We start from the raw sequence: 23,823 nt of genomic DNA on the forward strand, positions 1-23,823 counted from the left end.
TGCAACTTACATCGTATGAGTGGGACGGTCGGACTTCAGGGCTCCGGCCAGATGAGTTTCGATTCGACTGCGCGCGGTGTTATCGCCTTCGTTGAATTGCACGCCGACTCCAGCGGCGCGGTTGCCCTGGGCACCTTTGGGGGTAATCCAGGTGACCCTGCCGGCGACCGGGATCTTTTCCGGTTCGTCCATCAGGTGCAGCAGCATGAAGACCTCATCGCCCAACTTGTAACTCTTGTTGGTCGGGATAAACAGGCCACCGTTCTTGATGAAGGGCATATAGGCTGCGTAGAGCACGGACCTGTCCTTGATGGTCAAGGACAAAATGCCATTGCGCGGCCCAGGACTGATGGGTTCATTCATGCTGACCTCCATTTCTGATGATCAGAGTCTAGTCACCTCTGGGCAGGCAAGGATACCCATTGCACCAACAGCGCCTCCAGCAACAGCGCCGGATTGAGGTTGGCCTTGCTCATCACTTTCTGCCGCTGGGCGAGAATCCAGTCCTGAATATTCAGGACTTTATCCTGAGCGGCTTTCTGCGCCAGGTATTGAATGACCTTGCGCATGTCCGCCAGCCCCAGCCCCGCTTCATCCTGAGTCAACTGATAACGCAGGATCAGGCTCGACCAGTCGCAGAACCAGTCGAACAGCAGCAACATGGGAATGGTTTTCCATTCCTCGGCCAGTTGCGTCGGCGATTGCTGCTGCTTGAGCAACTTCTTCACACCCTCGACCACCAGCGCCCGCTGCTCGCGCACGCCCTGGGCCTGCAATTTGACCGCGGCCAATGGCGAACCGGCAGCAAGGGTCAGCAGTTCAATGCGCTCGTCTTCCGAGCAGTCCGGCAACGTCTTGGCCAGCCACGCCAGACTCATGGCTTCGCTCGGCAAAGGACAGGCCTGCTGTACGCAACGGCTCTTGATGGTCGGCAGCAGACGACTGGTCTGGTGGCTGACCAGCAGCAATACGGTGTCGCCGGACGGCTCTTCAAGGCTTTTGAGCAAGGCGTTGGCGGCGTTGATGTTCATCGACTCGACCGGCTCGATCAGCACCACTTTGCGACCGCCCAACTGCGCGGTCTGCACCACGAAGCTGACCAGATCACGCACCTGATCGACCTTGATCGCCTTGTCCGCCTCTTCCGGTTCCAGGATGTAATTGTCGGGATGACTACCGGCCTTGAGCAGCAGGCAGGATTTGCACTCGCCGCAGGCGCCTTGGGCGGTCGGGCGCTGGCACAACAAACTGGCCATCAAACGCTCGGCCAGCGCCCGCTTGCCGATCCCGGCCGGGCCATGCAGCAGATAGGCATGGGCGTGCTGGGCACGACCGGCCAATTGCTGCCAGAGACTGTCCTGCCACGGATAGGCTTCAGCCACGGGTCAACTCCAGCAGACGTGGCAGCAAGGCATCCAGAGACTGCTGAACCTGCGCTAGCGGTTGAGCGGCATCCACCAGGACATAACGCGCAGGATCCGCTTTGGCGCGCTCGAGGAAGGCACTGCGCACGGCATCGAAGAACGTACGGCCTTCAAGTTCGAAACGGTCCAGGCGACCGCGGGCGCTGGCGCGGGCCAGTCCCACTTCCACCGGCAGATCGAAGATCAGCGTCAAGTCCGGGCGCAGATCACCCTGGACGAACGTTTCGAGGGTCGCGATGCGCTCCAGCGACAAACCGCGACCACCGCCCTGGTAGGCATAGGTCGAATCGGTAAAACGATCACACAGAACCACCGCGCCACGGGCCAGCGCCGGGCGGATCACCTCGGCCAGGTGCTGGGCTCGCGCAGCGAACACCAACAGCAGCTCGGTGTCAGGGTTCATGACCTCATCGACCGGCGCCAACAGCACGTCGCGGATCCGCTCGGCCAGGGGCGTGCCGCCCGGCTCCCGGGTCAACACCACCTCGATCCCGGCGGCGCGCAGACGCTCGGCCAGGTATTCGCGATTGGTGCTCTTGCCGGCGCCTTCCGGGCCTTCCAGGGTAATAAACAAGCCAGTCACAGGCAGTCCTTAATCAGAGTCATTGCGGGCTTTGCGGCGTGGGCGCATCCGGTTTGGGCGCTGGCGCTGGCTCTTGTGCAGAGTCATGCGGCGCAACTTGTGGCACATCTTCGGCCGCCGTATCGGGTGAAGCCGCCGGAATCGGCGCCTGGGCATCCTCCGCCTGCGGCGCGGTAGTCGGTGCCGGGCTGGAACGGTAATCGGCACGGCGATTGAGCTGGAACTCCCGCACCGCATTGTTATGGGCGTCCAGATCATCGGAGAACACGTGGCTGCCATCACCGCGAGCAACAAAATACAGGCTGTTGCCGTCCGCCGGATTCAACGCCGCATGGATCGCCTCGCGGCCGACCATCGCGATCGGTGTCGGCGGCAAGCCAGCGATCAGGTAAGTGTTATACGGCGTCGGCTCCTTGAGATGGGCGCGGGTCAATTTGCCGTTATAGCGATCGCCCAAGCCGTAGATCACCGTCGGATCGGTCTGCAGCAACATGCCCATCTCCATGCGCCGCACGAACACGCCGGCGATTTGCCCGCGTTCCTGCGGCACACCGGTTTCCTTTTCCACCAGCGAGGCCATGATCAGCGCCTGATAGGGTTCGGTGTAGGGCACGTCGGCAGCACGCTGACTCCATTCCATGGCGAGGACTTCGTCAAGGCGGTCGTAAGCTTTCTTGAGCAGATCGACGTCAGTCATGCCACGCACGAAACGGTACGTGTCGGGGAAGAAGCGCCCTTCCGGGAAAATCCCGCCGTGCCCGAGCTTGTCCATCACCTGACTGTCACTCAAACCATTGAGGGTCTGTTCGAGCTTTTCATCCTTGGCCAGGGCGGCGCGGACCTGATGGAAATTCCAGCCTTCGACCAGCGTCAAGCTGTACTGAACCATTTCCCCGCGCTTCCACAGGTCGATCAGCCCTTCGACTGTCATGCCGGGAACCATGCGGTATTCGCCGCTGTGCAGCGGTTGGCCCGCCAGGTTGAAGCGCCAGTACACACGCAGCCAGAAAGCGTCCTTGATGACGCCATCGGCTTCAAGTCGAATGAAAGTGCGGTTCGGCGTAGTGCCTTTGGGCACTTCCAAGAGTTTTTCCTGGGCGATGTTCAGCGGCTGTTCCAGCGCCGAATGGATTTTCCAGGCGCAAGCGCCCGCCAACAGCCCCGCCAGAACCAGTCCGGTTTCCAGCAGCAGCAATAATTTACGTCTCACGAATCAAGCATCCAGTAGCGCACGGGCAATGGTTTGGAGTTTACGGGTGAGCGGCCCAACCGGCCAGCTCAGTGCGGCATAGGCGCGCACCGGCCAAACGCCATAAACGCTGTTGCAGACAAAGACCTCATCAGCCCATTGCAGCTGTTCGAGGGTAATGTCGGTGATTTGTGTGGGGATCCCCAATGACTCGGCTTGAAACAATAATTCGGCACGCATTACGCCTGCCACGCCACAACGTTTGAGATCGGCGGTCACCAGCACGCCATCGCGCACCAGGAACAGATTACTGAACACACCTTCGATCACCCTCCCGACCTGATCCAGCATCAAGCCTTCGGCATGCTCGGTGTCCTGCCATTCGGAACGGGCGATAACCTGCTCCAGACGATTCAGGTGCTTGAGGCCGGCAAGCAATGGCTGCTTGGAAAGCCGTGTTGTACAAGGGAACAGGCGCACACCCTGCTTCGCATGCACAGCCGGATAGGCAGCGGGAGGATTGCCTTGCAGAATGCGCCGGGCCCGGGCCGAAGGATCGGGGGCGTAACCGCGCAGGCTGTCGCCGCGGGTGAGGATGAGTTTGAGCACGCCCTCGCCCAGTGCGGCGGCATAGGCCAGCAGCTCAGCGCGGATCAGCTCATGATCGGCGGCAATCGCCAGGCGCGAACAGCCTTCGGCCAGACGCGACAAATGTCGTTCCAGCAACAACGGCTGCCCGCCCTTGACGGCGATGGTCTCGAACAGACCATCGCCGTAAGCCAGGCCGCGATCTTTCAGCGACAAAGCGTCAGCCGGTTGACCGTCGACCCAGCTGTCCATCAGTCAGCGAACCGGCGGAACACCAGCGAGCCATTGGTACCGCCAAATCCGAAGGAGTTGGACAGCACCACGTCGATATCCATGCCGCGCGCGGTGTGGGGAACGAAGTCAAGGTCGCAGCCTTCGTCCGGCTCATCGAGGTTGATGGTCGGCGGGGCTACCTGACTGTTGATTGCCAGTACGCTGAAAATCGCCTCGACCGCCCCTGCGGCACCCAGCAGGTGACCGGTCATGGACTTGGTCGAACTGACGGCCAGTTTGTAGGCGTGATCGCCGAACACCGATTTGATCGCACAGGCTTCGGCGAGGTCGCCAGCCGAGGTCGAGGTGCCATGGGCATTGATGTACTGCACCTGATCGCCATTGATCTTCGCATCGCGCAAGGCATTGGTGATGCAACGCGCAGCACCCGCGCCATCGGCCGGTGGCGAGGTCATGTGGTAGGCATCGCCACTGGTGCCGAAACCGATCAACTCGGCGTAAATGGTCGCGCCACGGGCCTTGGCGTGCTCCAGCTCTTCGAGAACCAGTGCGCCGGCACCGTCGGACAGCACGAAGCCATCACGACCCTTGTCCCATGGACGGCTGGCACGGGTCGGCTCGTCGTTGCGGGTCGACAGTGCGCGGGAGGCACCAAAGCCGCCCATGCCCAGACCACATGCAGCCATCTCGGCGCCACCGGCGATCATTACGTCGGCTTCGTCGTACATGATGTTACGTGCCGCCATGCCAATGCAGTGCGTACCGGTGGTACACGCCGTGGCGATGGCGTAGTTAGGTCCCTGTGCACCCAAGTGAATGGACAGGAAACCGGAAATCATATTGATGATCGAGCCAGGCACGAAAAACGGAGAAATCCGCCGTGGGCCGGAATCATGCAGTGTGCGGCTGGTGTCTTCGATATTGGTCAGACCACCAATACCCGACCCCATGGCCACGCCGATACGCTCGCGATTGGCGTCGGTAACCTCAAGACCTGCGTTACGCACGGCTTGAAAACCTGCTGCCAGACCGTATTGAATGAACAGGTCGAGTTTACGGGCTTCCTTGACCGACAAGTATTCCTCGACATTGAAGCCCTTTACCGAACCGCCAAAGCGGGTGGAATAGGCAGAAAGGTCGGTGTGTTCGATCAGACCAATGCCACTGCGGCCAGCCAGAATGCCCTGCCAGCTGCTCGGCACATCCGTGCCCAGTGGCGACAACATACCCATACCGGTGACTACGACGCGTCTACGCGACACAGCACTCTCCTTTTTTCAAATGACGACTTCGCACAAGGCCTAAAGAAAAAACCGCACGCCATGATGGCAGTGCGGTTTTTCCATGACAGCGAGCGACGACTAAAAACTATTACGCCTGATGGCTGGTAACGTAGTCGATTGCTGCTTGTACAGTAGTGATCTTTTCAGCTTCTTCGTCAGGGATTTCGGTCTCGAATTCCTCTTCCAGAGCCATCACCAGCTCAACGGTGTCAAGGGAGTCGGCACCCAGGTCTTCAACGAAGGAAGCGGTGTTGACCACTTCTTCTTCTTTAACGCCCAGTTGCTCAGCAACGATTTTCTTGACGCGCTCTTCGATGGTGCTCATACCTTGTTTTCACTCCTAATGGACAAATTCAGGCAGCTGGCCAGTGGGTAAGTGTATAGAAAGACTTTTCAGTTTTTCAACTGAAAGCTTCACTCCTCAAACCCTGCGGCCCTCTGCCGATAAAATAGATTGCAGCTTTATAACGGATTTTAGACAGCTCGTATGACATTTTTTTGAAGCAATCCGTCACATTTAACTCATGTACATCCCGCCGTTCACCGGGATTGTAGCCCCAGTAACGTAAGCCGCACCGTCGGACGCAAGAAAAGCGACCACAGACGCGATCTCTTGAGCTTGCCCCAGACGACCCAGCGGAATTTGCGTCTGCAAGGCTTCACGCTGCGCCTCGGGCAGTTCGCGGGTCATATCGGTGTCGATGAACCCTGGGGCCACCGAGTTTACCGTAATCGAACGCGAACCGACTTCACGCGCCAGCGCACGGCTGAAACCTTCCAGACCGGCCTTGGCGGCTGCGTAGTTTACTTGGCCTGCGTTGCCCATGGCACCCACAACCGAGCCAATACTGATAATTCGTCCCCAACGGGCTTTGGTCATACCGCGCAAAACGCCCTTGGACAGGCGGAACAGACTGTTCAAGTTGGTGTCGACAACGTCATGCCATTCGTCATCTTTCATGCGCATCATCAGGTTATCGCGGGTGATACCGGCATTATTGACCAGGATCGCCGGCGCACCGAACTGCTCCTGAATGCTCGCCAGCACGGCCGCTACGGACTCGTCGCTGGTGACATTGAGTTCCAGGCCAGTGCCCTGAATACCGTTTTCTTTCAGAGTGGCGGCGATACGCTCGGCACCCGATGCGGAGGTCGCAGTACCAACAACGATGGCACCCTGACGACCCAGCTCCAGAGCGATAGCCTGGCCGATACCACGGCTGGCACCGGTGACCAGTGCAACTTTACCTTGCAGACTCATGCAAGCTTCTCCTTGATCAGACCAGCGCTGCACGGGCGGCAGCGAAAGCATCTGGGGTATTGAGGTTAGAGGTCGACACGCCTTCAGCGCAACGTTTGTTCAGACCGGCCAGGACCTTGCCCGGACCGCACTCGACCAGTTGGGTTGCACCCTTGGCAGCCAGTGCCTGGACCGATTCGACCCAGCGCACAGGCTTGTAAAGCTGCTCAAGCAGATCGCGCTTGAGGGTTTCCAGATCGGCTGGCACGTCGGCACTGACGTTCTGCACTACCGGAATCTGCGGCGCCTGCCAATCGATCGCCGCGATCGACTCGGCGAATCGCTCGGCGGCCGGACGCATCAACTCGCAGTGGGACGGCACGCTGACCGGCAACGGCATGGCGCGCTTGGCACCACGCGCCTTGCAGCCTTCGATGGCGCGTTCGACCGCAGCCTTGGCGCCGGCAATCACTACCTGGCCCGGCGAGTTGAAGTTGACTGCGCTGACCACTTCACCTTGCGCCGCTTCGGCGCAGGCTGCCAGCACGTCAGCATCGTCCAGACCGAGGATAGCGGCCATGCCGCCCTGCCCGGCCGGAACGGCTTCCTGCATCAATTGACCGCGACGCTCTACCAGCTTCACCGCGGCGCCCAGGCTCAGGCTGCCCGCAGCCACCAGGGCGCTGTATTCACCCAGGCTGTGGCCGGCAACGTAAGCCGGACGCGCGCCGCCTTCAGCCAGCCACAGACGCCACAAGGCGATCGAGGCGGTCAGAATGGCCGGTTGGGTTTTATCGGTTTGATTGAGTAGTTCTTCCGGCCCTTGCTGGGTCAGCGCCCACAGGTCGTAACCCAGAGCATCGGAAGCTTCTTTGAATGTTTCAAGGACCACCGGGTGTTGCGCGCCCAACTCGGCCAGCATGCCGAGGGACTGCGAACCCTGTCCTGGAAAGACGAATGCGAGGGAAGCAGACATGTAACAAGCCCCTAATGATCTTGTCGTCGGAGAATTGACGTCCCGCCAGGGGAACGCAAGAAACTGACAGTTGGATGGCTCATTGAACTGAGCGGTCACATTTAAGCATTGTCTGACGAAAACGCCTAAGGCAACAAATCTTCCAGGCGCCCATGAAGACGTTCCGGCAAGTTTTCCTGGATCTCGACCAAGGCGCGCTGAATCGCACTCTGGAAGCCCTGAACCCCCGCCGAACCATGACTTTTCACGACAATTCCCTGCAAACCGAGGAAACTTGCGCCGTTATGGCGCGCCGGCGCCAGCTCGGCCTGCAAGCGTTTCATCAGCGGCAGCGCCAGTGCACCCACCAGTTTCGACGCGAAATTTTTCTTGAACTGGGCCTCGATGCGCCCGGCGATCATGGTCGCCAGGCCTTCGCTGGACTTGAGCAGGATGTTACCGACAAAGCCGTCACACACCACCACATCCGCCTCGCCACGGTACAAACCGTCGCCCTCGACAAACCCGATATAGTTCAGGCCACGCGCATTTTGCAGCAGGGTCGCCGCCAGCTTGACTTGCTGATTGCCCTTGATGTCTTCGGTGCCGATATTCAGCAACGCGACCCGTGGGCGAACGACGCCCAGGGCTTGCGCCGCCACAGACCCCATCACCGCAAACTGCAACAGATGCTCGGCACTGCAATCGACATTGGCGCCCAGATCGAGCAACTGGCAGAAACCTTTCTCGGTCGGAATGGCGGCGACCATGGCCGGCCGATCGATCCCCGGCAAGGTTTTGAGCACAAACCGCGACAACGCCATCAGCGCACCGGTATTGCCGGCACTGACGCACGCCTGGACCTTGCCATCACGCAACAACTCCAGCGCCACGCGCATCGACGAATCAGGCTTGCCGCGCAGGGCCTGGGCAGGTTTTTCGTCCATGGTGATGACTTCGGACGCCGGCACAATCGACAGGCGCGAGCGATCCACAGCCGATTGGCCAGCGATCAATTCTTCAAGTAGGGAGGGTTGACCGACAAGGGTCAGGTGCAGCGAGGGCGTAGCTGACAGACAAGCAAGGCTGGCCTGAACAATGCTGCGGGGACCGAAGTCCCCGCCCATTGCGTCAATCGCGATGACTTGAGCGGACAAGGATTACTCGTCAGCGCCCTTGTCGATCACTTTACGGCCACGGTATACGCCTTCTGGCGATACGTGGTGACGCAGGTGAACTTCACCGGTGGTTTTTTCTACAGACAGGGTGCTAGCCTCGAGAGCATCGTGCGAACGACGCATGTCACGGGCAGAGCGGGATTTTTTGTTCTGCTGAACAGCCATAATTGATTAACTCCTAAACGTTTGGGTCACGCTTTAACTGCGCCAATACACTGAACGGGTTGGACCGCGTTACCTCGTCCTCGCTCGGTTCGGGCTCATCTGCTCCCGCCGGCTGCTGGCATTCTTCCGGATGATGAGCAGGCACAATGGGCAAGGCGAGCAGAAGCTCCTCCTCGATCAGTGACTGCAGATCCAATGGATCTTCGCCCAGTTCCAGCACGTCATAACCTTTCGGCAACGACTGGGTATTCGCACCCTCCTTCACCACAGCATAACTGCATTCGCTATGGATCGGCAGGGTGACCAGCTCAAGACAACGCTGGCAAACCATTTTGACTTCGGTGTCGATAAAACTGTGGATTACCACAGACTTACGTTCATCTCGTTCAAAAACGAATTTAGCCTGCACCGTACCGACATTGTCGGAAAGCGGGTCGCAGAGTCTCTCCAAATCGGCCAGCAGCATTTCACCTTGAAGGGTGGTGCCACGGTCAGCCAATTTGCGCGGGTCAACGTGAGGTGGAATCGGGTCATTCAACATAGGCGCAGCATTATAGGGATGCCCCCAGCCATGTCAAAGGAAATTCAGCCCTGCCCGTCACTTGAGCCTGCGCTAGAATTCGCCCCTTGCCCTTTGGAGATGCGCATGCTGCCTTTATTACTCGCTTCAAGCTCGGTTTATCGCCGGGAATTGTTGGCCCGCCTGCAGTTGCCGTTTACTTGCAGCTCGCCGGATATCGACGAAAGCCATCGCCCGGGCGAGTCAGCCATAGAACTGGTGAAGCGCCTCGCCGAAGAAAAAGCCCGGGCACTTACCGCCAGCCATCCCGCCCACCTGATCATCGGGTCGGACCAGGTCGCGGTACTTGGCCAGCGGATTATCGGCAAGCCACACAGCTTCGAAAAGGCCCGCGAACAACTGCTGGCATCGAGCGGTGCCAGCGTGACATTCCTCACCGGTCTGGCATTGCTCAACAGCCAGACCGGCCACTGCCAGGTCGACTGTGTGCCGTTTACCGTGCACATGCGCGCACTCGACGCAGCACGCATCGAACGCTACCTGCACGCCGAACAGCCCTACGACTGCGCTGGCAGCTTCAAGGCTGAAGGATTGGGTGTGAGCCTGTTTCAAAGCACCGAAGGCCCTGACGCCACCAGCCTGATCGGCCTGCCACTGATTCGCCTGGTTGACATGTTGCTGGCTGAAGGCGTGCAAATACCCTGAACCGACTGCGCGCGCACAAAAAACCGGCCACGCAGGCCGGTTTCTTATGCAACCAACGATCAGCGCAACGCTGGCCCCTGGAAGCCCATCCACATCGCCAAATGCTCAGCCACGCTGGCACCGAGCTTTTTCGAGAAGCGATCAAACGGCGACTCCTCGATAGTGAAGTCCACCAGCTCTTTCTCGCCAATCACGTCACGCGCCACCGAACTGGCACTGCCCAGACCATCAATCAAGCCCAGCGGCAGCGCCTGCTCACCGGACCAGACCAGTCCAGAGAACAGCTCCGGATGATCTTTGTCCTTAAGACGATCGCCACGCCCCTTCTTGACGCTACTGATGAACTGCTGATGAGTGGTGTCGAGCACACCCTGCCAGAACTGAGTTTCTTCAGGCTTCTGCGGCTGGAACGGATCGAGGAATGATTTGTGCTCGCCAGAGGTGTAGGTACGACGCTCGACACCCAACTTTTCCATGGTGCCGACAAAACCGTAACCGGCCGCGGTCACACCAATGGAACCCACCAGGCTCGCCTTGTCGGCATAGATCTGATCTGCCGCACTGGCAATGTAATAGGCACCGGAAGCCCCCAGATCCGAGATCACCGCGTAAACCTTGGTATCCGGATGCAAGCCGCGCAAACGACGGATCTCGTCATAGACATAACCCGACTGCACCGGACTGCCGCCCGGACTGTTGATCCGCAGGATCACACCCTTGACCTTGTTGTCCTCGAAGGCTTTACGCAGGCTGCTGACGATATTATCTGCACTCGCCGGTTCTTTGTCGGCGATCATGCCGGTTATATCGATCAACGCCGTGTAACCGGAACCGCGAGTGGCGCTTTTTTCCATATCCATCAGCGGCGAGAACAAGAACAACGCAAGCAACAGATATGCAAAGGTCAGCAGCTTGAAGAAAATCCCCCAGCGACGGGACCGGCGATGCTCCTGCACACTGGCCAGCAGGGTCTTTTCCAGCAGCTTCCAGCTTTTTTCGTCACCGCTCTCTGCGCTCGCCTTGGCGGGTGCTTTCCATTCGTCGGTCATGACATTTACCCCTGCAAAATACCGTTATACCCGCTGACTCAGCCAGGCGCGCAATTCTGAAAAACGATCAATGGACAGCCGTGGCTCGAACTGCTGCAACGCCTCAATCGATTGAGCGCCATAGCTGACCGCCACCGAATCCATGCCAGCGTTGCGCGCCATCTGCAGATCGAAGGACGAATCCCCGACCATCAGCGCCTGCTCCGGGCGAACCTCGCAATGGGCGAGAATCTGCTCGAGCATCAATGGATGAGGCTTGCTGGCCGTTTCATCGGCTGCGCGAGTGACATCAAAATAATCTTCCCAGCCGTGAGCCTTCAGCACCCGATCCAGCCCGCGCCGAGCCTTGCCGGTGGCAACCGCCAGGTGATAGCCGTCAGCACGAAACGCTTCCATCGACTCAAGCACGCCCTCGAACAACGGCGAAGGAACAGCCTCCGCCGCGATGTAGTGCTCCGCATAATAGTCACGAAAAGCCATCAGTTCGCCATCGCCGATCTCGGGATACAAGGTCCGAATCGCCTCCGGCAACCCGAGACCGATAATGCCTTTGACCGCAAAATCATCGCGCAACGGGAAGCCGGAGCGCCTGGACGCCACGTGCATCGCCTCGACAATCCGACCAATGGAGTCTGCGAGCGTACCGTCCCAATCGAAAATCAGCAGCTTGTAATCAGATGGGCGCACTCAATCGCTCCACGGTTTTGGCCCACATCTCGTCGACCGGTGCCTGCAACTTCAGCTCGCCGCCATCAGGCAGCGGCACGGTCAGCATGTAGGCATGCAGGAATAGACGCTTGCCACCCAGGTCACGAATTTCCTTGCTGAAACCTTCATCGCCGTACTTGGTGTCGCCAGCGATGCAATGCCCGGCATGCAAAGTATGGACGCGAATCTGGTGAGTGCGACCGGTGATCGGCTTGGCTTCGACCATGGTGGCAAAGTCACCGAAGCGGCGCAGCACCTTGAACACGGTCAAAGCCTCCTTGCCTTCTTCGTCGACTTCGACCATGCGCTCGCCGGAGCGCAGATTGCTCTTTTGCAACGGCGCACGGACTTGCTTGATCGAGGTCGCCCAGTTGCCGCGCACCAGCGCCATATAGCGCTTGTCGACGCCATCACCGCGCAATGCGGCGTGCAAGTGACGCAACATGCTGCGCTTTTTGGCGATCATCAGCAGGCCGGAGGTGTCCCGGTCGAGGCGGTGAACCAACTCGAGCTCTTTTGCATCAGGACGTAACTGACGAAAGGCTTCGATGACGCCGTAATTCAAGCCGCTGCCGCCGTGAACCGCGATGCCAGCGGGCTTGTTGATCACGATCAGCGCCTTGTCTTCGTAGACAATCGAGGCCTCGAGCCGCTGCAGCAGCCCCTGCGCCAGTGGCACGGGCTCGTCGCGTTCGGGCACGCGAACCGGCGGCACGCGCACGATGTCGCCCGCCTGCAGCTTGTATTCGGGCTTGATCCGACCTTTGTTCACCCGCACTTCGCCTTTACGCAAAATGCGGTAAATCAAGGTCTTGGGCACGCCTTTGAGCCGAGCGAGAAGGAAGTTATCAATACGTTGGCCGGCATATTCCGGCGAGACCTCAAGCAGTTGTACGCCTGGGGTCGAAGGGGCAGTAGTCGTCATGGTGCGGATGATAACAATTTTTTATGGAATTGAAGCACTTAATCATTGCTGCTATAGTCGCGAACGCCGCCAAAAGTGGCCTGGACAGCGGACTAACGGTCAAAAACCGGCCCTGACCAACGCAATTCACGAGGACGAGAGGCCGTCCTACGGGGCTTTCGCTACGTAACGGCAGAGTTTGCAGTTGTAACAAGCGCAGGTGACATAAGGCCTGAATCATGCCGCAAAGCAGAGTTTTCACTCGCCTTCCGAGCAAATATTCACGGCCAGTTCACAAAGTGCAGTCAGCTGCAAACGACCCCGAGCGAACGCTTCGGAAACAACGCCTAAATTAGCCATGATGCGTGACCTCCCCCTTTCGGAGCTCACGGTAAATGCCAACCCGCTGCGGATTCTGCGCGCGGCAGCACCCGAATTATCAGGGATACGTGTAGGGTGGAGATGCACAACCGCTGGACTGTGTAGCAATAGGCTTTATCAAGACGCTTCATCTCGTCCACAGCCGCCGGTTGATTCCTCCTCCTGACTGAGTGCTTAAGTAGCCACAGCAAGCAGGACGCGTACGTCGCGATACCGGCCCAATTGGTCGGACATCGCTGGACACGGGAATGGCCAACCACTCCCGACGCACCTGACACCGACCGTGAGAAGTCGTGTGTGCCGAACGCCGTTTCCGGCAGCCCGGAAACCGACGGTACTACATGAAAAGAATGCTGATTAACGCGACTCAACCTGAAGAGTTGCGTGTTGCACTGGTAGATGGCCAACGCCTCTACGACCTGGACATCGAATCCGGTGCACGCGAGCAGAAGAAGGCCAACATCTATAAAGGCCGGATTACTCGCATCGAACCAAGCCTTGAGGCTGCCTTTGTCGATTTCGGCTCTGAGCGCCACGGCTTCCTGCCCCTCAAAGAAATCTCCCGCGAATACTTCAAGAAAACTCCCGAAGGCCGCGTCAACATCAAGGACGTCCTGAGCGAAGGCCAGGAAGTCATCGTTCAAGTCGAAAAAGAAGAACGTGGCAACAAGGGCGCCGCCCTGACCACCTTCATCAGCCTGGCCGGTCGTTACCTGGTTCTGATGCCGAACAACCCGCGTGCCGGCGGTATCTCCCGTCGCATCGAAGGTGAAGAGCGCAACGAACTGCGTGAAGCCCTCAACGGCCTGGTTGCCCCGGCCGACATGGGTCTGATCGTTCGCACTGCCGGCCTTGGCCGCAGCAGCGAAGAAATGCAGTGGGACCTCGACTACCTGCTGCAACTCTGGACCGCCATCAAAGAAGCCTCGCTGGACCGCGCCGCGCCGTTCCTGATCTACCAGGAAAGCAACGTGATCATCCGCGCCATCCGCGATTACCTGCGCCAGGACATCGGCGAAGTGCTGATCGACAGCGTTGAAGCCCAGGACGAAGCCCTGACCTTCATTCGCCAGGTGATGCCGCAGTACGCCAGCAAGATCAAGCTGTACGAAGACAGCGTTCCGCTGTTCAACCGCTTCCAGATCGAAAGCCAGATCGAAACCGCCTTCCAGCGCGTCGTCGAACTGCCTTCCGGCGGTTCCATCGTCATCGATCCGACCGAAGCCCTGGTGTCCATCGACATCAACTCGGCGCGCGCCACCAAAGGCAGCGACATCGAAGAAACCGCCCTGCAGACCAACCTTGAAGCCGCCGAAGAAATCGCCCGTCAGTTGCGCTTGCGCGACATCGGCGGCCTGATCGTCATCGACTTCATCGACATGACCCCTGCCAAGAACCAGCGCGCCGTGGAAGAGAAAGTCCGCGAATGCCTGGAAGCCGACCGCGCCCGCGTGCAAGTCGGTCGCATCTCGCGCTTCGGCCTGCTGGAAATGTCCCGTCAGCGCCTGCGTCCATCGCTGGGCGAAAGCAGCGGCATCGTTTGCCCGCGTTGCAACGGCACCGGCATCATCCGTGACGTTGAATCGCTGTCGCTGGCGATCCTGCGCCTGATCGAAGAAGAAGCCCTGAAAGACCGCACCGCCGAAGTTCGCGCACAAGTGCCGATCCCGGTGGCAGCGTTCCTGCTCAACGAAAAACGCAACTCGATCACCAAGATCGAACTGCGCACTCGCGCCCGCATCGTCATTCTGCCGAACGATCACCTCGAAACGCCGCACTTCGAAGTTCAGCGTCTGCGTGATGACAGCCCGGAAGCCAGCATCAACCAGTCCAGCTACGAGATCGCTGCTGCCGCTGCGGAAGTCGAAGAAGTCCAGCCAGCCGCCGCGACCCGCACCCTGGTTCGCCAGGAAGCCGCGGTCAAGACTGCACCGGCCCGCGCCAATGCTCCGGTGCCGACCGAAGTCGTCGCCGCTCCAGTAGCTGCACCGGTTGCCGCGCCTGAGCCAAGCCTGTTCAAGGGTCTGGTGAAGTCGCTGATCAGCCTGTTCGCGACCAAGGAAGAGCCAGTTGCGCCGGTCGTGGTTGAAAAACCAGCGACTGCCGAGCGCCCTGCCCGCAACGAAGAGCGTCGCAACGGTCGTCAGCAGAGCCGCAACCGTAACGGTCGCCGCGATGAAGAGCGCAAGCCTCGTGAGGAACGTGCACCGCGTGAAGAGCGCGCACCACGTGAGCCACGCGAAGAGCGTCAACCACGCGAAGCCCGCGAAGAAACGCCAGTGGTAGCCCGCGAAGAACGCGCTCCACGTGCCCCTCGTGAAGAACGTGCACCGCGCGCACCGCGTGAAGATCGCAAGCCACGTGGCGAGCGTGAAGAACGTCCGGTTCGTGAACTGCGCGAGCCTCTGGATGCCGCTCCGGCCGCCGCTGCCACCACTGAAGAGCGTCCGGCCCGTCAGCCACGCGAAGAGCGCGCTCCACGCCCACCGCGTGAAGAACGTCAACCACGCACCGAGCAAGCCGCTGCTGCCGCTGCCGAAGAAGAGCTGCCAACCAACGAAGAGCAACTGCAGGAAGACGGTCAGGAAGTCGCCGAAGGCGATCGTCCACGCCGCCGCTCCCGTGGCCAGCGTCGTCGCAGCAATCGTCGTGAGCGTCAGCGCGATGCCAACGGCAACGTGATCGAAGGTTCGGAAGAATCCGAATCCGCTGAAAACGCCGAAGCCCCAAGCGCTGCCGATCTGGCCGCCGGCCTGGCTGTTACCGCAGCCGTTGCCAGCACCGTGATCAGCGCACCTGCTGAAGCACAAGCCAACGAGCAAGCCGAACGCGCTACTGCTGCCACTCTGGAAACCGCTCCGGTTGAAGCGCCAGTGGTTGAAGCGACCACGCCGGTAGAAGTCATCGCAGCTCCGGAAATCGAAGTGGCCCCGGCTCGTGAAGCGCAGCCTGAAGTTGAAGCTGCCGCCGAACCAGTGGTTGCTGCAGAACCTGTCGTTGAAGCACCAGTGGCTGAACCGGCACGTGAAGTTCGCGAAGTTCGTGAAGAACAAACCACGTTCAACTGGATTGCCGAGCCACCTGTAGCCATCGAAGCTCCAGCGCCAGTCGCTGAGGCTCCGGTTGCTGAAGCCCCAGCGGCTGAAGCCACGGTCTCCGAGCCAGTGATTGCAGCTGCCGAGCCTGCTCCGCTGCTTGAAGCACCGGTGGTTGCCGAAGCTGCACCCGTGGTCGAAGCCGCTCCTGTCAGCGCTCTGACCCCAAGTGGCCGTGCGCCGAACGACCCGCGTGAAGTACGTCGTCGCAAGCGTGAAGCCGAACGTCTGCAGAAGGAAGCCGAACTGGCTGCCGCTGCTGCTCCGGCCGCTGCCGAGCCAGCACCGGTTGTTGCTGAAGTCGTCGAGGCAGCCCCTGCCCCGGCCGCTGAAGTACCTGCCGAGCCGGTTGAATCCGCGATCGACGAAGCACCGCGCTCCGTTCAAGAAGCGGTAGAGCAACACGAGCAAGCCCTGGAAAAAGAGCACGAGCCTAAACCCCTCGCCTGATTCCATCGGCCACTAAAAAGCCCCGCCTGGTGATGCCAGGCGGGGCTTTTTTTTACTTATAGAAACTGAAGCCTGTCGCTACCTGGCAGCGCTTTATTGCCGAGGCGATTGCGTTCCTCGCTAAACATCCGCTGAAATATTTGTAAGAAAGTATTACGAAAGAGCTATGCAACGTGCAGAATAGATCGGTGCAGGGGCTCAAAGCAGGTCCTGCCACGGTCCGAAAGCCTTCGGCCCGTTATGGAGCAAAGAGTGCGTGACTATGGAAATTGCTGAACTGGACGCTTTCAAAGCGATTGTTGACTACGGCAGCGTCACACAAGCAGCAATCAGGTTAAACCGCGCTCAATCCAGTATTTCCTTCCGCATTAAGACACTCGAATCACGGCTCGATACCAAGCTGTTCGAACGCTCCGGTCGCGGTATCACGATGACGGCGCCAGGCAAGGAGCTCTATGCCTACGCCTCACAAATCCTCGAACTGGTTGCTCGCGCTCAAGCCAGCCTGAGCCAGACAAAAACCGAAACACGGGTGCGTTTGGGTGTTATCGAAAACCTCACTATTACTCGCCAGAACCTGTTGCAAAGCATCGTTGCCAATCCCGACGGACTGGCAGTGGATGTCAGCATTGGTAATACACAGTCGCTCCTCAAGGATCTTGAGGCCGGCAAGCTCGACGCAGTGATTGTCGGCGCAGGCTTTGCACCTTCGCATTATCGCCGGGTAACGCTGTTCAACGATCCGCTGGCCTTGATCTACAGCGCAGCACACCCCGCCATCCAGGACCTGAAAGCGTTCAGTGGCCAAGTATTCCTGGTCAACAGCCGGCGCAGCGCTTCGCAACGTAATCTCGACGAATTATTCATGATGGGTAATATCACCCCGGAAAAAATCATCGAGTGTGGCTCTTATCCGCTCTTGTTTTCTAATGTGATCAACGGCGTGGGCGTTGCCCTGGTGCCGTTGTCACTGGTCGATTCGTGCTGCCGCAGTGAACAGGTGCAAACGTATTTCCTGAGTGGTTCATATGCCTCACTGACCACCGAATTCGTGTTTTTCGATCACCCTGGCAAACCAGCCCCCAGAGCGCTGGCGCAATGGGTGCTGGACTTCGAAAAACCGGCCCGCTTACCACTTCGCACAACCCTCACCCACCGCACATCGTGACGGTCGACCGAATCGATGATTCTTTCCATCAAGCCGCCTCCGTGCGCAGCGTCACCGGTGCCCGCCTTTTAATGGAACAGAGGATCACCCCAAATACGATCAGCACCAGACTGACCAGGTGATAGACGTGCAGTTGCACGTCGAGGAACACGATACTGAACAGCCCACCGGACAGTGGCACCAAGTGAGTGAAGATCTCACCACGAGTGGCACCGATTTCACCGATGCCTTTGCTCCAGAACAAGTACGACAGCCAGGACGGGAAGATCACCAGATACGCCAGGCCCAGCCACGGTGCCGCGCCCTGCCCCAGGTTGAACGTCAGATCAGGGTGCAACGCCCAAATACCCAAGCTGAACGGAATCAGGCACAGCGCCCCCACCACCGCGCAATACGTCACGAATGCATTGCCGGCGATGGTTTTTGGCTTTGTCCGCAAAAAAGAGCAATAGACGGCCCAACTGGCAGCCGAGGCCATGGTCCAGAAATCACCTTTGTTGAAGCCTTCCAGGAAGCTCAAATCGGACAGATGCCCCATCGTCACCAGCCAGAACACACCCACCGTACTGATGACCACCCCAAGCATGTTCGACCTGGAGATGAAATCACCGAAAACGAAACGGTTGAGGGCCAGTACCAGACACGGCGTGGCCGACAGGTAAATCGCCGCATTCAACGAACTGGTGTATTGCAAACCGATATGCAAGGTCAGTGGAAATATAACTTGACCACAGACCGCCAACATAACCAGGGTCAACCATGACTTACGGGCGCCCGGCAAACTGGCGATCACGGCTTTATAGTTAATCAACAGTAGTAAACCGCTGGTAATCAGCCATCGAAGTTGCGACAGCAGCACTGGATCAATATCCACCACCATCAACTTTCCGACGACATAGTTACCGCCCCAGAACACGGCCGCGAGTGAAAGTAACAAGTACGGCATTGATGCCTCCCTTAGATCTTCTTCATTAACATGAAAGAGGCACCGTCGAACTCGACTACCCCATGCAGATGGAACAAGTCTTGATACACAGACAGTTGCGCCTGCGACACATCCGTAATGGGCACCAACAACAGTGCCTGCGTCGCCAGCCCCCGAGCCAGTTCATTGACATAGACTCGGCAAGGCTCGGCTTCGATAGGCGAACTGTTGGTGACAATCAGTGAGTAACCCAATCGACGGCGGTAGTGAAAGTCGCCGGCCGAGGCGAATGGCAACCTCGAAAAATCCAGTTCGGCGCGCCGTAGTCCTGAGCCCACTGCAAGTGGTGGGCAAACGGATGTTCACCTCAACTGTGAACACCACACGCCACATGATCGTATGTCGGATAGAACCCGCTGAATAACGAGTTTTATATCTGGCACCCATCGATAAATACGAATGGGCGAAAGGAAGAGTCGATTATTCCGGGGAAGTGCAAATGCGATCCCGCTGACAACCGTTATTGAAAAACCAGCGCCTCAGGAACATCCACATCCCACAACACCCCGGGATCCTCCACCGCCACCTCGACCACCCTCGCCTGCGCAAACAGTGACTTGGCGCCCTGATCGCCGGTCAACGCCATCAATCCCGGACCGAAGCTTCGCCCGAACCCCACCGGATGCCCATATTGCCCTTCATGCACCGGCACGCTGATGGCGTCATCCGCAATCGCCGCAACGACCTGTTCAATGCTCGACGGCAGAATAAACGGCATATCCCCCAGCATGATCAGCCAGCCATCGAGGTGCGAACAGGCCGCCACACCCGCCGCAATGCTGTCGCCCAGGCCGGTCGAGTCGATCCGCACAATCTCGCAACCATAGGCCTGCGCCATGCGAATCACTTGCGGGCGGTCCGCGGTGGTGACCAGCACACGCTTTTCAAGCGCGGCCGGCAGATTCACCAGCACCTGCTCGATCATTGAGTGCACGGTGATGCCATCACGGGCGGTGCAGTCCACCAGCAACTTGTCCTTATCGTCACCCGCTACCTGTCGAAACCGGCTGCCCTGCCCGGCGGCCAGAACAATAACGCCAATGGAGTCACTCATACGCCCTCCTGCAACGGCCTCTTCTGCTTGAGCTCGATGCCGTTCTTGATCGCCACAATCTCGGCCAGCAGCGACAAGGCGATTTCCGCCGGAGTATGGCTGCCGATGTGCAAGCCGATCGGGCCGTGCAAACGCTCGATGGCCTGTTGGGACAAGCCTAGCTGAGCCAGGTTGTCCCGGCGCTTCTGGCTGTTGACTCGCGAACCCAGCGCACCGACATAAAATGCCCTGGAATCCAGGGCCGTGAGCAGCGCCATATCATCCAGGCGCGGATCGTGGGTGAGCGCGACGATGGCGGTGCGTTCGTCGGTCTGGATGGTCAGCACCGCTTCGTCGGGCATGCCCGGAACGAAGCGACCGTGTTGTTCTTCCCAGCCGTAGACGAACTCGGTGCGCGGATCACAGATCAGCACTTCGAAATCCAGCAGCCGCGCCATCTCGGCGACATACCGCGATAGCTGCCCCGCGCCGATCAACAACAATCGCCAACGCGGGCCGTAAATGGCGCGTAGTGTGTTGCCATCAAAACTCAGCACATCGTGCTTGTTCGCCGACTGCAAAACCACTTCACCGGTCGCAATATCCAGCGAGCGCGCAACAATTTCATGCGCCTCGCAGCACGCCAGCAACTGCGCGACCCATGCCGGATCGCCAACGCGCTCCTCAGTCAGGCGCAAAGTGCCACCGCAGGGCAAACCAAACCGCGCGGCCTCCTCACGAGTGACGCCATAAGTAATCAACTGCACCGGAGGCCCATCGGCCGGGATACGGCCATCGTGCAGCCGGGCAATCAAGTCATCCTCGACACAGCCACCGGACACCGAGCCAATCACTACGCCATCGCCACGCAAGGCGAGCATGGCGCCAGGTGCCCGGGGCGCGGTGCCCCAGGTCTGGACCACGCTGTACAACATCACCCGCTGACCGGCGCGGCGCCATTCCAGCACGCTGCGCAGGACGTTCAGATCGACGCTGTCCATCAGGCTTGAGCCTTCTGCCAGCCTTGCAGCTGATAGCGAACCGGCAGGTTACGGATGCGCTTGCCGGTGGCCGCGAAGATCGCGTTGCACAGCGCTGGCGCGATCGGTGGCACGCCCGGCTCACCGACCCCGCCCAACGGCACATTGCCCGGTGGCGTGACCAGGTGCACGGCGACTTCTTTCGGTGCCAGGGACATGCGCGCCACTTCGTACATGTGGAAGTTGTCCTGCTGGACCTTGCCGTCCTTGAAGCTGATTTCCCCCAGTACTGCGTTGCCCAGGCCCATGACACAGGCGCCTTCGAACTGCGAGCGAATCCGCTCGGGATTGATCTGCGGGCCGCAGTCCACGGCGATGTCGGCCTTGTGCACGATCAGCGTGCCATCGTCTTTGACTTCGACTTCAATCACGGCTGCCACATAAGTGACAAAGCTGTAATGCACCGCCAGGCCCAGGCCCCGGCCCTTGGGCAGCTCCCGCCCCCAACCGGCGGCTTTGGCGGCGGTTTCCAGCACGGTGCGCATCCGTGCGGTATCGATTGGATAACGCTCAGGGGATTCGCCGTAGTTCCATTCTTCACTCAAGGTGCGCGGATCGATCTGACGGTCCGGGCCGAGCAGCTTGATCTGGTACTTGAGCGGATCCTGGCCGGCCTTATGCGCCAGTTCATCGACAAAGCTCTGAATCGCGAAGCCGTGGGGAATGTTCGACACCGAGCGATACCAGCCGACCCGCGTGTGGACCGCCGCTTCAGGGTTTTCCAGGCGTACGTTGGGGATCGCATAAGCCATGTTGGTAAAGCCCATGCCCAACTCGAAAGCCGCCTCATGGTTCATGCCCGGCGCGAACAACGCGGTAATGCTCGGCGCCACCGTGCGGTGCAGCCAGCCGGACGGCAGGCCGTCCTTGTTCAGGCTCGCCTTCAGGTATTCGGCGGACACGGTATGGAAATACGAGTTGTGGATGTCGTCTTCACGGGTCCACTGCACCCGCACGGCCTTGCCCGGGAACTCCTTGGCCAGGATCGCCGCTTCAATGACGAAGTCCGGCTTGGACTTGCGACCGAAACCGCCGCCGAGCAAGGTGACGTTGAACGTGACGTTATCGAATGGAATGCCCAAGCGCTCGCCGATCCGCTCGCGGGTGACTTGCGGTGCCTGGCTTGGCGCCCAGGCCTCGCACACACCATCCTTGAAACGGGCGATGGCGACCATCGGTTCCATGGGCGATTGCGCCAGGTGCGGCAGATAGTAGGAAGCTTCGAGAGTGCTGTCGGCAGCGCTCATGGCCTGGTCGATGTTGCCGGTGTTGCGCACTACTTTGCCGGGCTTGAGCGACGCGGCTTCGAGTTCCTTGCGGTAGGCGATCGAGTCGTAACTGGCGTTGGGGCCGTCATTCCACTCGATCTTCAGCGCTTCGCGGCCCTTGATCGCCGCCCAGGTGTTGCTGGCCACCACAGCCACACCGCCAAGCGGCTGGAACTCGGACGGCAGTGGACGACTTTCGACTTGCAGGACCTTGATCACCCCCGGGACTTTCATCGCAGCGCTGGCATCGAAGGATTTGACCTTACCGCCGTAGACCGCCGGACGGGCGATGGTGGCGAAAAACATGCCGTCGAAATGCACATCGGCGCCGTAGACCGCACGACCGTTGACGATGTCCGCACCGTCGATGGCCTTGGTACCTTCCTTGCCGATGTAACGAAACTCCGACGGTTGCTTGAGCCGCAGGCTGTCGCGGGCCGGCACCGTAAGCGCACTGGCTGCTGCGGCCAACGCGCCGTAGCCCAATTCACGGCCAGTCGGTTTATGGATGATTTTGTGCAGTTGCGCATGGCATTCACCGACCGGCACTTTCCATTGCTCGGCAGCGGCTTGCTCAAGCATGGTCCGCGCGGCTGCACCGCAACGGCGCATTGGCTCGTACCAATGACGCATGCTGCGCGAACCGTCGGTGTCCTGATTGCCGAAACGTACTTCGTCGCCCGGCGCCTGTTGCACTTTGACCTGTGCCCAGTCGGCGTCCAGTTCATCGGCCACCACCATGGACAGACTGGTGCGCACGCCCTGGCCCATTTCCGAACGGTTGCAAATAACCGTCACGCTGCCATCGGCGGCAATGCTGATGTAAACCTTCGGGTCATCGATCCAGCCGTTGGGCATGCCGTCGGCACCGAATTTCTGCTCTTTTTCGGCGGCCAATGCATCCTGCCAGCCCCAACTGGCAGCCAGCACCAGCGCACTGGTGGCGCCCACGCCTTTGAGGAAACCGCGGCGGCTGAGGTTGCTCAGTGCAAAATCATTCGGTAGCTGGCTCATGCCTTGGCCTCCTTCAGATGAGTGGATGCCTGGCGGATGGCGGTCTTGATCCGGTTGTAGGTGCCGCAACGGCAAATGTTGCCGACCATCGCCTCTTCAATCTGCTCATCGCTGGGGTTCGGGTTGGTTTTCAGCAGCGCGGTGGCCGACATGATCTGCCCGCCCTGGCAGTAACCGCACTGGGCCACGGCGCTGTCGAGCCAGGCTTGCTGGACGACTTTGCCCACCGGGTCGGCATGCAGGTCGTCGATGGTGCTGACGTTCTGGCCGACTACCGAGCCGATCGGCGTGATGCAACTGCGCGCGGGCGCGCCATCGATATGAATGGTGCAAGCGCCGCACAGGCCCATGCCGCAGCCGAATTTGGTGCCGTTGTAGCCAGCCACGTCACGGATCGCCCAGAGCAGCGGCATGTCCTCGGTGACATCGAGTTGATGATCTTGACCATTGAGTTTCAGGGTAATCATGGGCACGCCCGCATAGTTATAGAGGTTATGGGGTCGAGCAATCTGCCGCTTGGGGTTCGCGGTTCACTACACGCAGATCGACTCAGGCTAATCGGCTCTCATATGTAGACGCGACGTCTGCACCGGGCCTTTGATGGAGCAAATGTTTGCATCGTTAGCTGGCTAAGTTAACTGAGCATTAACAAAAAAGCCCTGCA

General features: G+C 59.5%; 24 protein-coding genes. 3 read left to right on the forward strand and 21 right to left on the reverse strand.

Annotation, left to right across the window (positions count from 1 at the left end; all coding sequences use genetic code 11):
* Positions 1-6: 6 nt before the first annotated feature.
* The 12 genes from PSH69_RS22205 to PSH69_RS22260 all read right to left on the reverse strand — a co-directional run bounded on the left by PSH69_RS22205 (position 7) and on the right by PSH69_RS22260 (position 9,380).
* Entirely contained in the window at positions 7-363 is a 357-nt protein-coding gene (locus PSH69_RS22205; RefSeq protein ID WP_018926214.1) for a PilZ domain-containing protein, read from the reverse strand.
* Between the two features lie 32 nt (positions 364-395).
* On the reverse strand, positions 396-1,382 hold the full coding sequence (locus tag PSH69_RS22210) for a DNA polymerase III subunit delta' (protein WP_305409842.1): 987 nt from the start codon (positions 1,380-1,382) through the stop codon (positions 396-398).
* The gene (gene tmk / locus PSH69_RS22215) at positions 1,375-2,007 is read right to left on the reverse strand and encodes a dTMP kinase (protein WP_007942008.1); all 633 of its coding nucleotides are present in this window, start codon (positions 2,005-2,007) and stop codon (positions 1,375-1,377) included. The genes PSH69_RS22210 and tmk overlap by 8 nt, the downstream gene beginning before the upstream one ends.
* A gap of 19 nt (positions 2,008-2,026) precedes the next feature.
* Positions 2,027-3,217 carry an endolytic transglycosylase MltG gene (mltG, locus tag PSH69_RS22220; RefSeq protein ID WP_305409843.1) on the reverse strand — a complete coding sequence of 397 codons (1,191 nt, stop codon included), beginning with the start codon at positions 3,215-3,217 and terminating at the stop codon, positions 2,027-2,029.
* A gap of 3 nt (positions 3,218-3,220) precedes the next feature.
* Complete coding sequence (gene pabC / locus PSH69_RS22225) at positions 3,221-4,036, reverse strand: aminodeoxychorismate lyase (RefSeq protein WP_305409844.1); 816 nt, start codon at positions 4,034-4,036, stop codon at positions 3,221-3,223.
* Positions 4,036-5,280, reverse strand: coding sequence for a beta-ketoacyl-ACP synthase II (gene fabF / locus PSH69_RS22230; RefSeq protein ID WP_007942005.1), 1,245 nt, complete (start codon positions 5,278-5,280; stop codon positions 4,036-4,038). The genes pabC and fabF overlap by 1 nt, the downstream gene beginning before the upstream one ends.
* Positions 5,281-5,389: 109 nt before the next feature.
* A complete protein-coding gene (gene acpP / locus PSH69_RS22235; protein ID WP_003175607.1) occupies positions 5,390-5,626 on the reverse strand; it encodes an acyl carrier protein in 237 nt (78 codons plus the stop codon).
* A gap of 192 nt (positions 5,627-5,818) precedes the next feature.
* Positions 5,819-6,562, reverse strand: a complete 744-nt coding sequence (gene fabG / locus PSH69_RS22240; protein ID WP_007942004.1) for a 3-oxoacyl-ACP reductase FabG — start codon at positions 6,560-6,562, stop codon at positions 5,819-5,821.
* Positions 6,563-6,578: 16 nt separating this feature from the next.
* Entirely contained in the window at positions 6,579-7,517 is a 939-nt protein-coding gene (fabD, locus tag PSH69_RS22245; RefSeq protein ID WP_026286430.1) for an ACP S-malonyltransferase, read from the reverse strand.
* Between the two features lie 125 nt (positions 7,518-7,642).
* On the reverse strand, positions 7,643-8,653 hold the full coding sequence (plsX, locus tag PSH69_RS22250) for a phosphate acyltransferase PlsX (protein WP_305409845.1): 1,011 nt from the start codon (positions 8,651-8,653) through the stop codon (positions 7,643-7,645).
* Between the two features lie 3 nt (positions 8,654-8,656).
* A complete protein-coding gene (gene rpmF, locus PSH69_RS22255; protein WP_003179396.1) occupies positions 8,657-8,839 on the reverse strand; it encodes a 50S ribosomal protein L32 in 183 nt (60 codons plus the stop codon).
* A gap of 13 nt (positions 8,840-8,852) precedes the next feature.
* Positions 8,853-9,380, reverse strand: coding sequence for a YceD family protein (locus PSH69_RS22260; RefSeq protein ID WP_007942001.1), 528 nt, complete (start codon positions 9,378-9,380; stop codon positions 8,853-8,855).
* A 105-nt stretch (positions 9,381-9,485) separates the two neighbouring features.
* Between PSH69_RS22260 and PSH69_RS22265 the strand changes: the two genes are divergently transcribed.
* Complete coding sequence (locus PSH69_RS22265) at positions 9,486-10,064, forward strand: nucleoside triphosphate pyrophosphatase (RefSeq protein WP_305409846.1); 579 nt, start codon at positions 9,486-9,488, stop codon at positions 10,062-10,064.
* A 59-nt stretch (positions 10,065-10,123) separates the two neighbouring features.
* On the opposite strand, the gene sppA is transcribed toward PSH69_RS22265, so the two are convergent.
* The 3 genes from sppA to rluC are packed head-to-tail and all read right to left on the reverse strand — an operon-like array spanning position 10,124 to position 12,746.
* Entirely contained in the window at positions 10,124-11,113 is a 990-nt protein-coding gene (gene sppA / locus PSH69_RS22270) for a signal peptide peptidase SppA (protein WP_305409847.1), read from the reverse strand.
* Between the two features lie 24 nt (positions 11,114-11,137).
* Positions 11,138-11,800: an HAD-IA family hydrolase gene (locus PSH69_RS22275; protein ID WP_305409848.1), complete on the reverse strand. Its 663-nt coding sequence runs from the start codon at positions 11,798-11,800 to the stop codon at positions 11,138-11,140.
* Positions 11,787-12,746, reverse strand: a complete 960-nt coding sequence (gene rluC, locus PSH69_RS22280; protein WP_205889447.1) for a 23S rRNA pseudouridine(955/2504/2580) synthase RluC — start codon at positions 12,744-12,746, stop codon at positions 11,787-11,789. The genes PSH69_RS22275 and rluC overlap by 14 nt, the downstream gene beginning before the upstream one ends.
* 701 nt (positions 12,747-13,447) lie before the next feature.
* Between rluC and rne the strand changes: the two genes are divergently transcribed.
* Positions 13,448-16,651 carry a ribonuclease E gene (rne, locus tag PSH69_RS22285; protein WP_305409849.1) on the forward strand — a complete coding sequence of 1,068 codons (3,204 nt, stop codon included), beginning with the start codon at positions 13,448-13,450 and terminating at the stop codon, positions 16,649-16,651.
* A gap of 262 nt (positions 16,652-16,913) precedes the next feature.
* The gene (locus PSH69_RS22290; protein ID WP_305409850.1) at positions 16,914-17,819 is read left to right on the forward strand and encodes a LysR family transcriptional regulator; all 906 of its coding nucleotides are present in this window, start codon (positions 16,914-16,916) and stop codon (positions 17,817-17,819) included.
* 28 nt (positions 17,820-17,847) lie between these two features.
* Here the strand turns inward: PSH69_RS22290 and PSH69_RS22295 are convergent, their stop codons facing one another.
* From PSH69_RS22295 to PSH69_RS22320, 6 genes are all read right to left on the reverse strand, one after another.
* Positions 17,848-18,765: a DMT family transporter gene (locus PSH69_RS22295; RefSeq protein ID WP_305409851.1), complete on the reverse strand. Its 918-nt coding sequence runs from the start codon at positions 18,763-18,765 to the stop codon at positions 17,848-17,850.
* 11 nt (positions 18,766-18,776) lie between these two features.
* Complete coding sequence (locus PSH69_RS22300) at positions 18,777-19,040, reverse strand: hypothetical protein (RefSeq protein ID WP_305409852.1); 264 nt, start codon at positions 19,038-19,040, stop codon at positions 18,777-18,779.
* A 224-nt stretch (positions 19,041-19,264) separates the two neighbouring features.
* A complete protein-coding gene (locus PSH69_RS22305; protein WP_305409853.1) occupies positions 19,265-19,858 on the reverse strand; it encodes a nucleotidyltransferase family protein in 594 nt (197 codons plus the stop codon).
* Positions 19,855-20,838 (reverse strand): XdhC family protein, encoded by a 984-nt coding sequence (locus PSH69_RS22310; protein ID WP_305409854.1) that lies wholly within the window; start codon positions 20,836-20,838, stop codon positions 19,855-19,857. The genes PSH69_RS22305 and PSH69_RS22310 overlap by 4 nt, the downstream gene beginning before the upstream one ends.
* Positions 20,838-23,159 (reverse strand): xanthine dehydrogenase family protein molybdopterin-binding subunit, encoded by a 2,322-nt coding sequence (locus tag PSH69_RS22315; RefSeq protein WP_305409855.1) that lies wholly within the window; start codon positions 23,157-23,159, stop codon positions 20,838-20,840. The genes PSH69_RS22310 and PSH69_RS22315 overlap by 1 nt, the downstream gene beginning before the upstream one ends.
* Positions 23,156-23,626 (reverse strand): (2Fe-2S)-binding protein, encoded by a 471-nt coding sequence (locus PSH69_RS22320; RefSeq protein ID WP_019582720.1) that lies wholly within the window; start codon positions 23,624-23,626, stop codon positions 23,156-23,158. Before PSH69_RS22320 ends, PSH69_RS22315 begins: the two co-directional genes overlap by 4 nt.
* Positions 23,627-23,823 lie beyond the last annotated feature (197 nt).

Origin of the sequence: Pseudomonas sp. FP1740 (assembly GCF_030687165.1) — a bacterium.
Lineage (GTDB): Bacteria > Pseudomonadota > Gammaproteobacteria > Pseudomonadales > Pseudomonadaceae > Aquipseudomonas.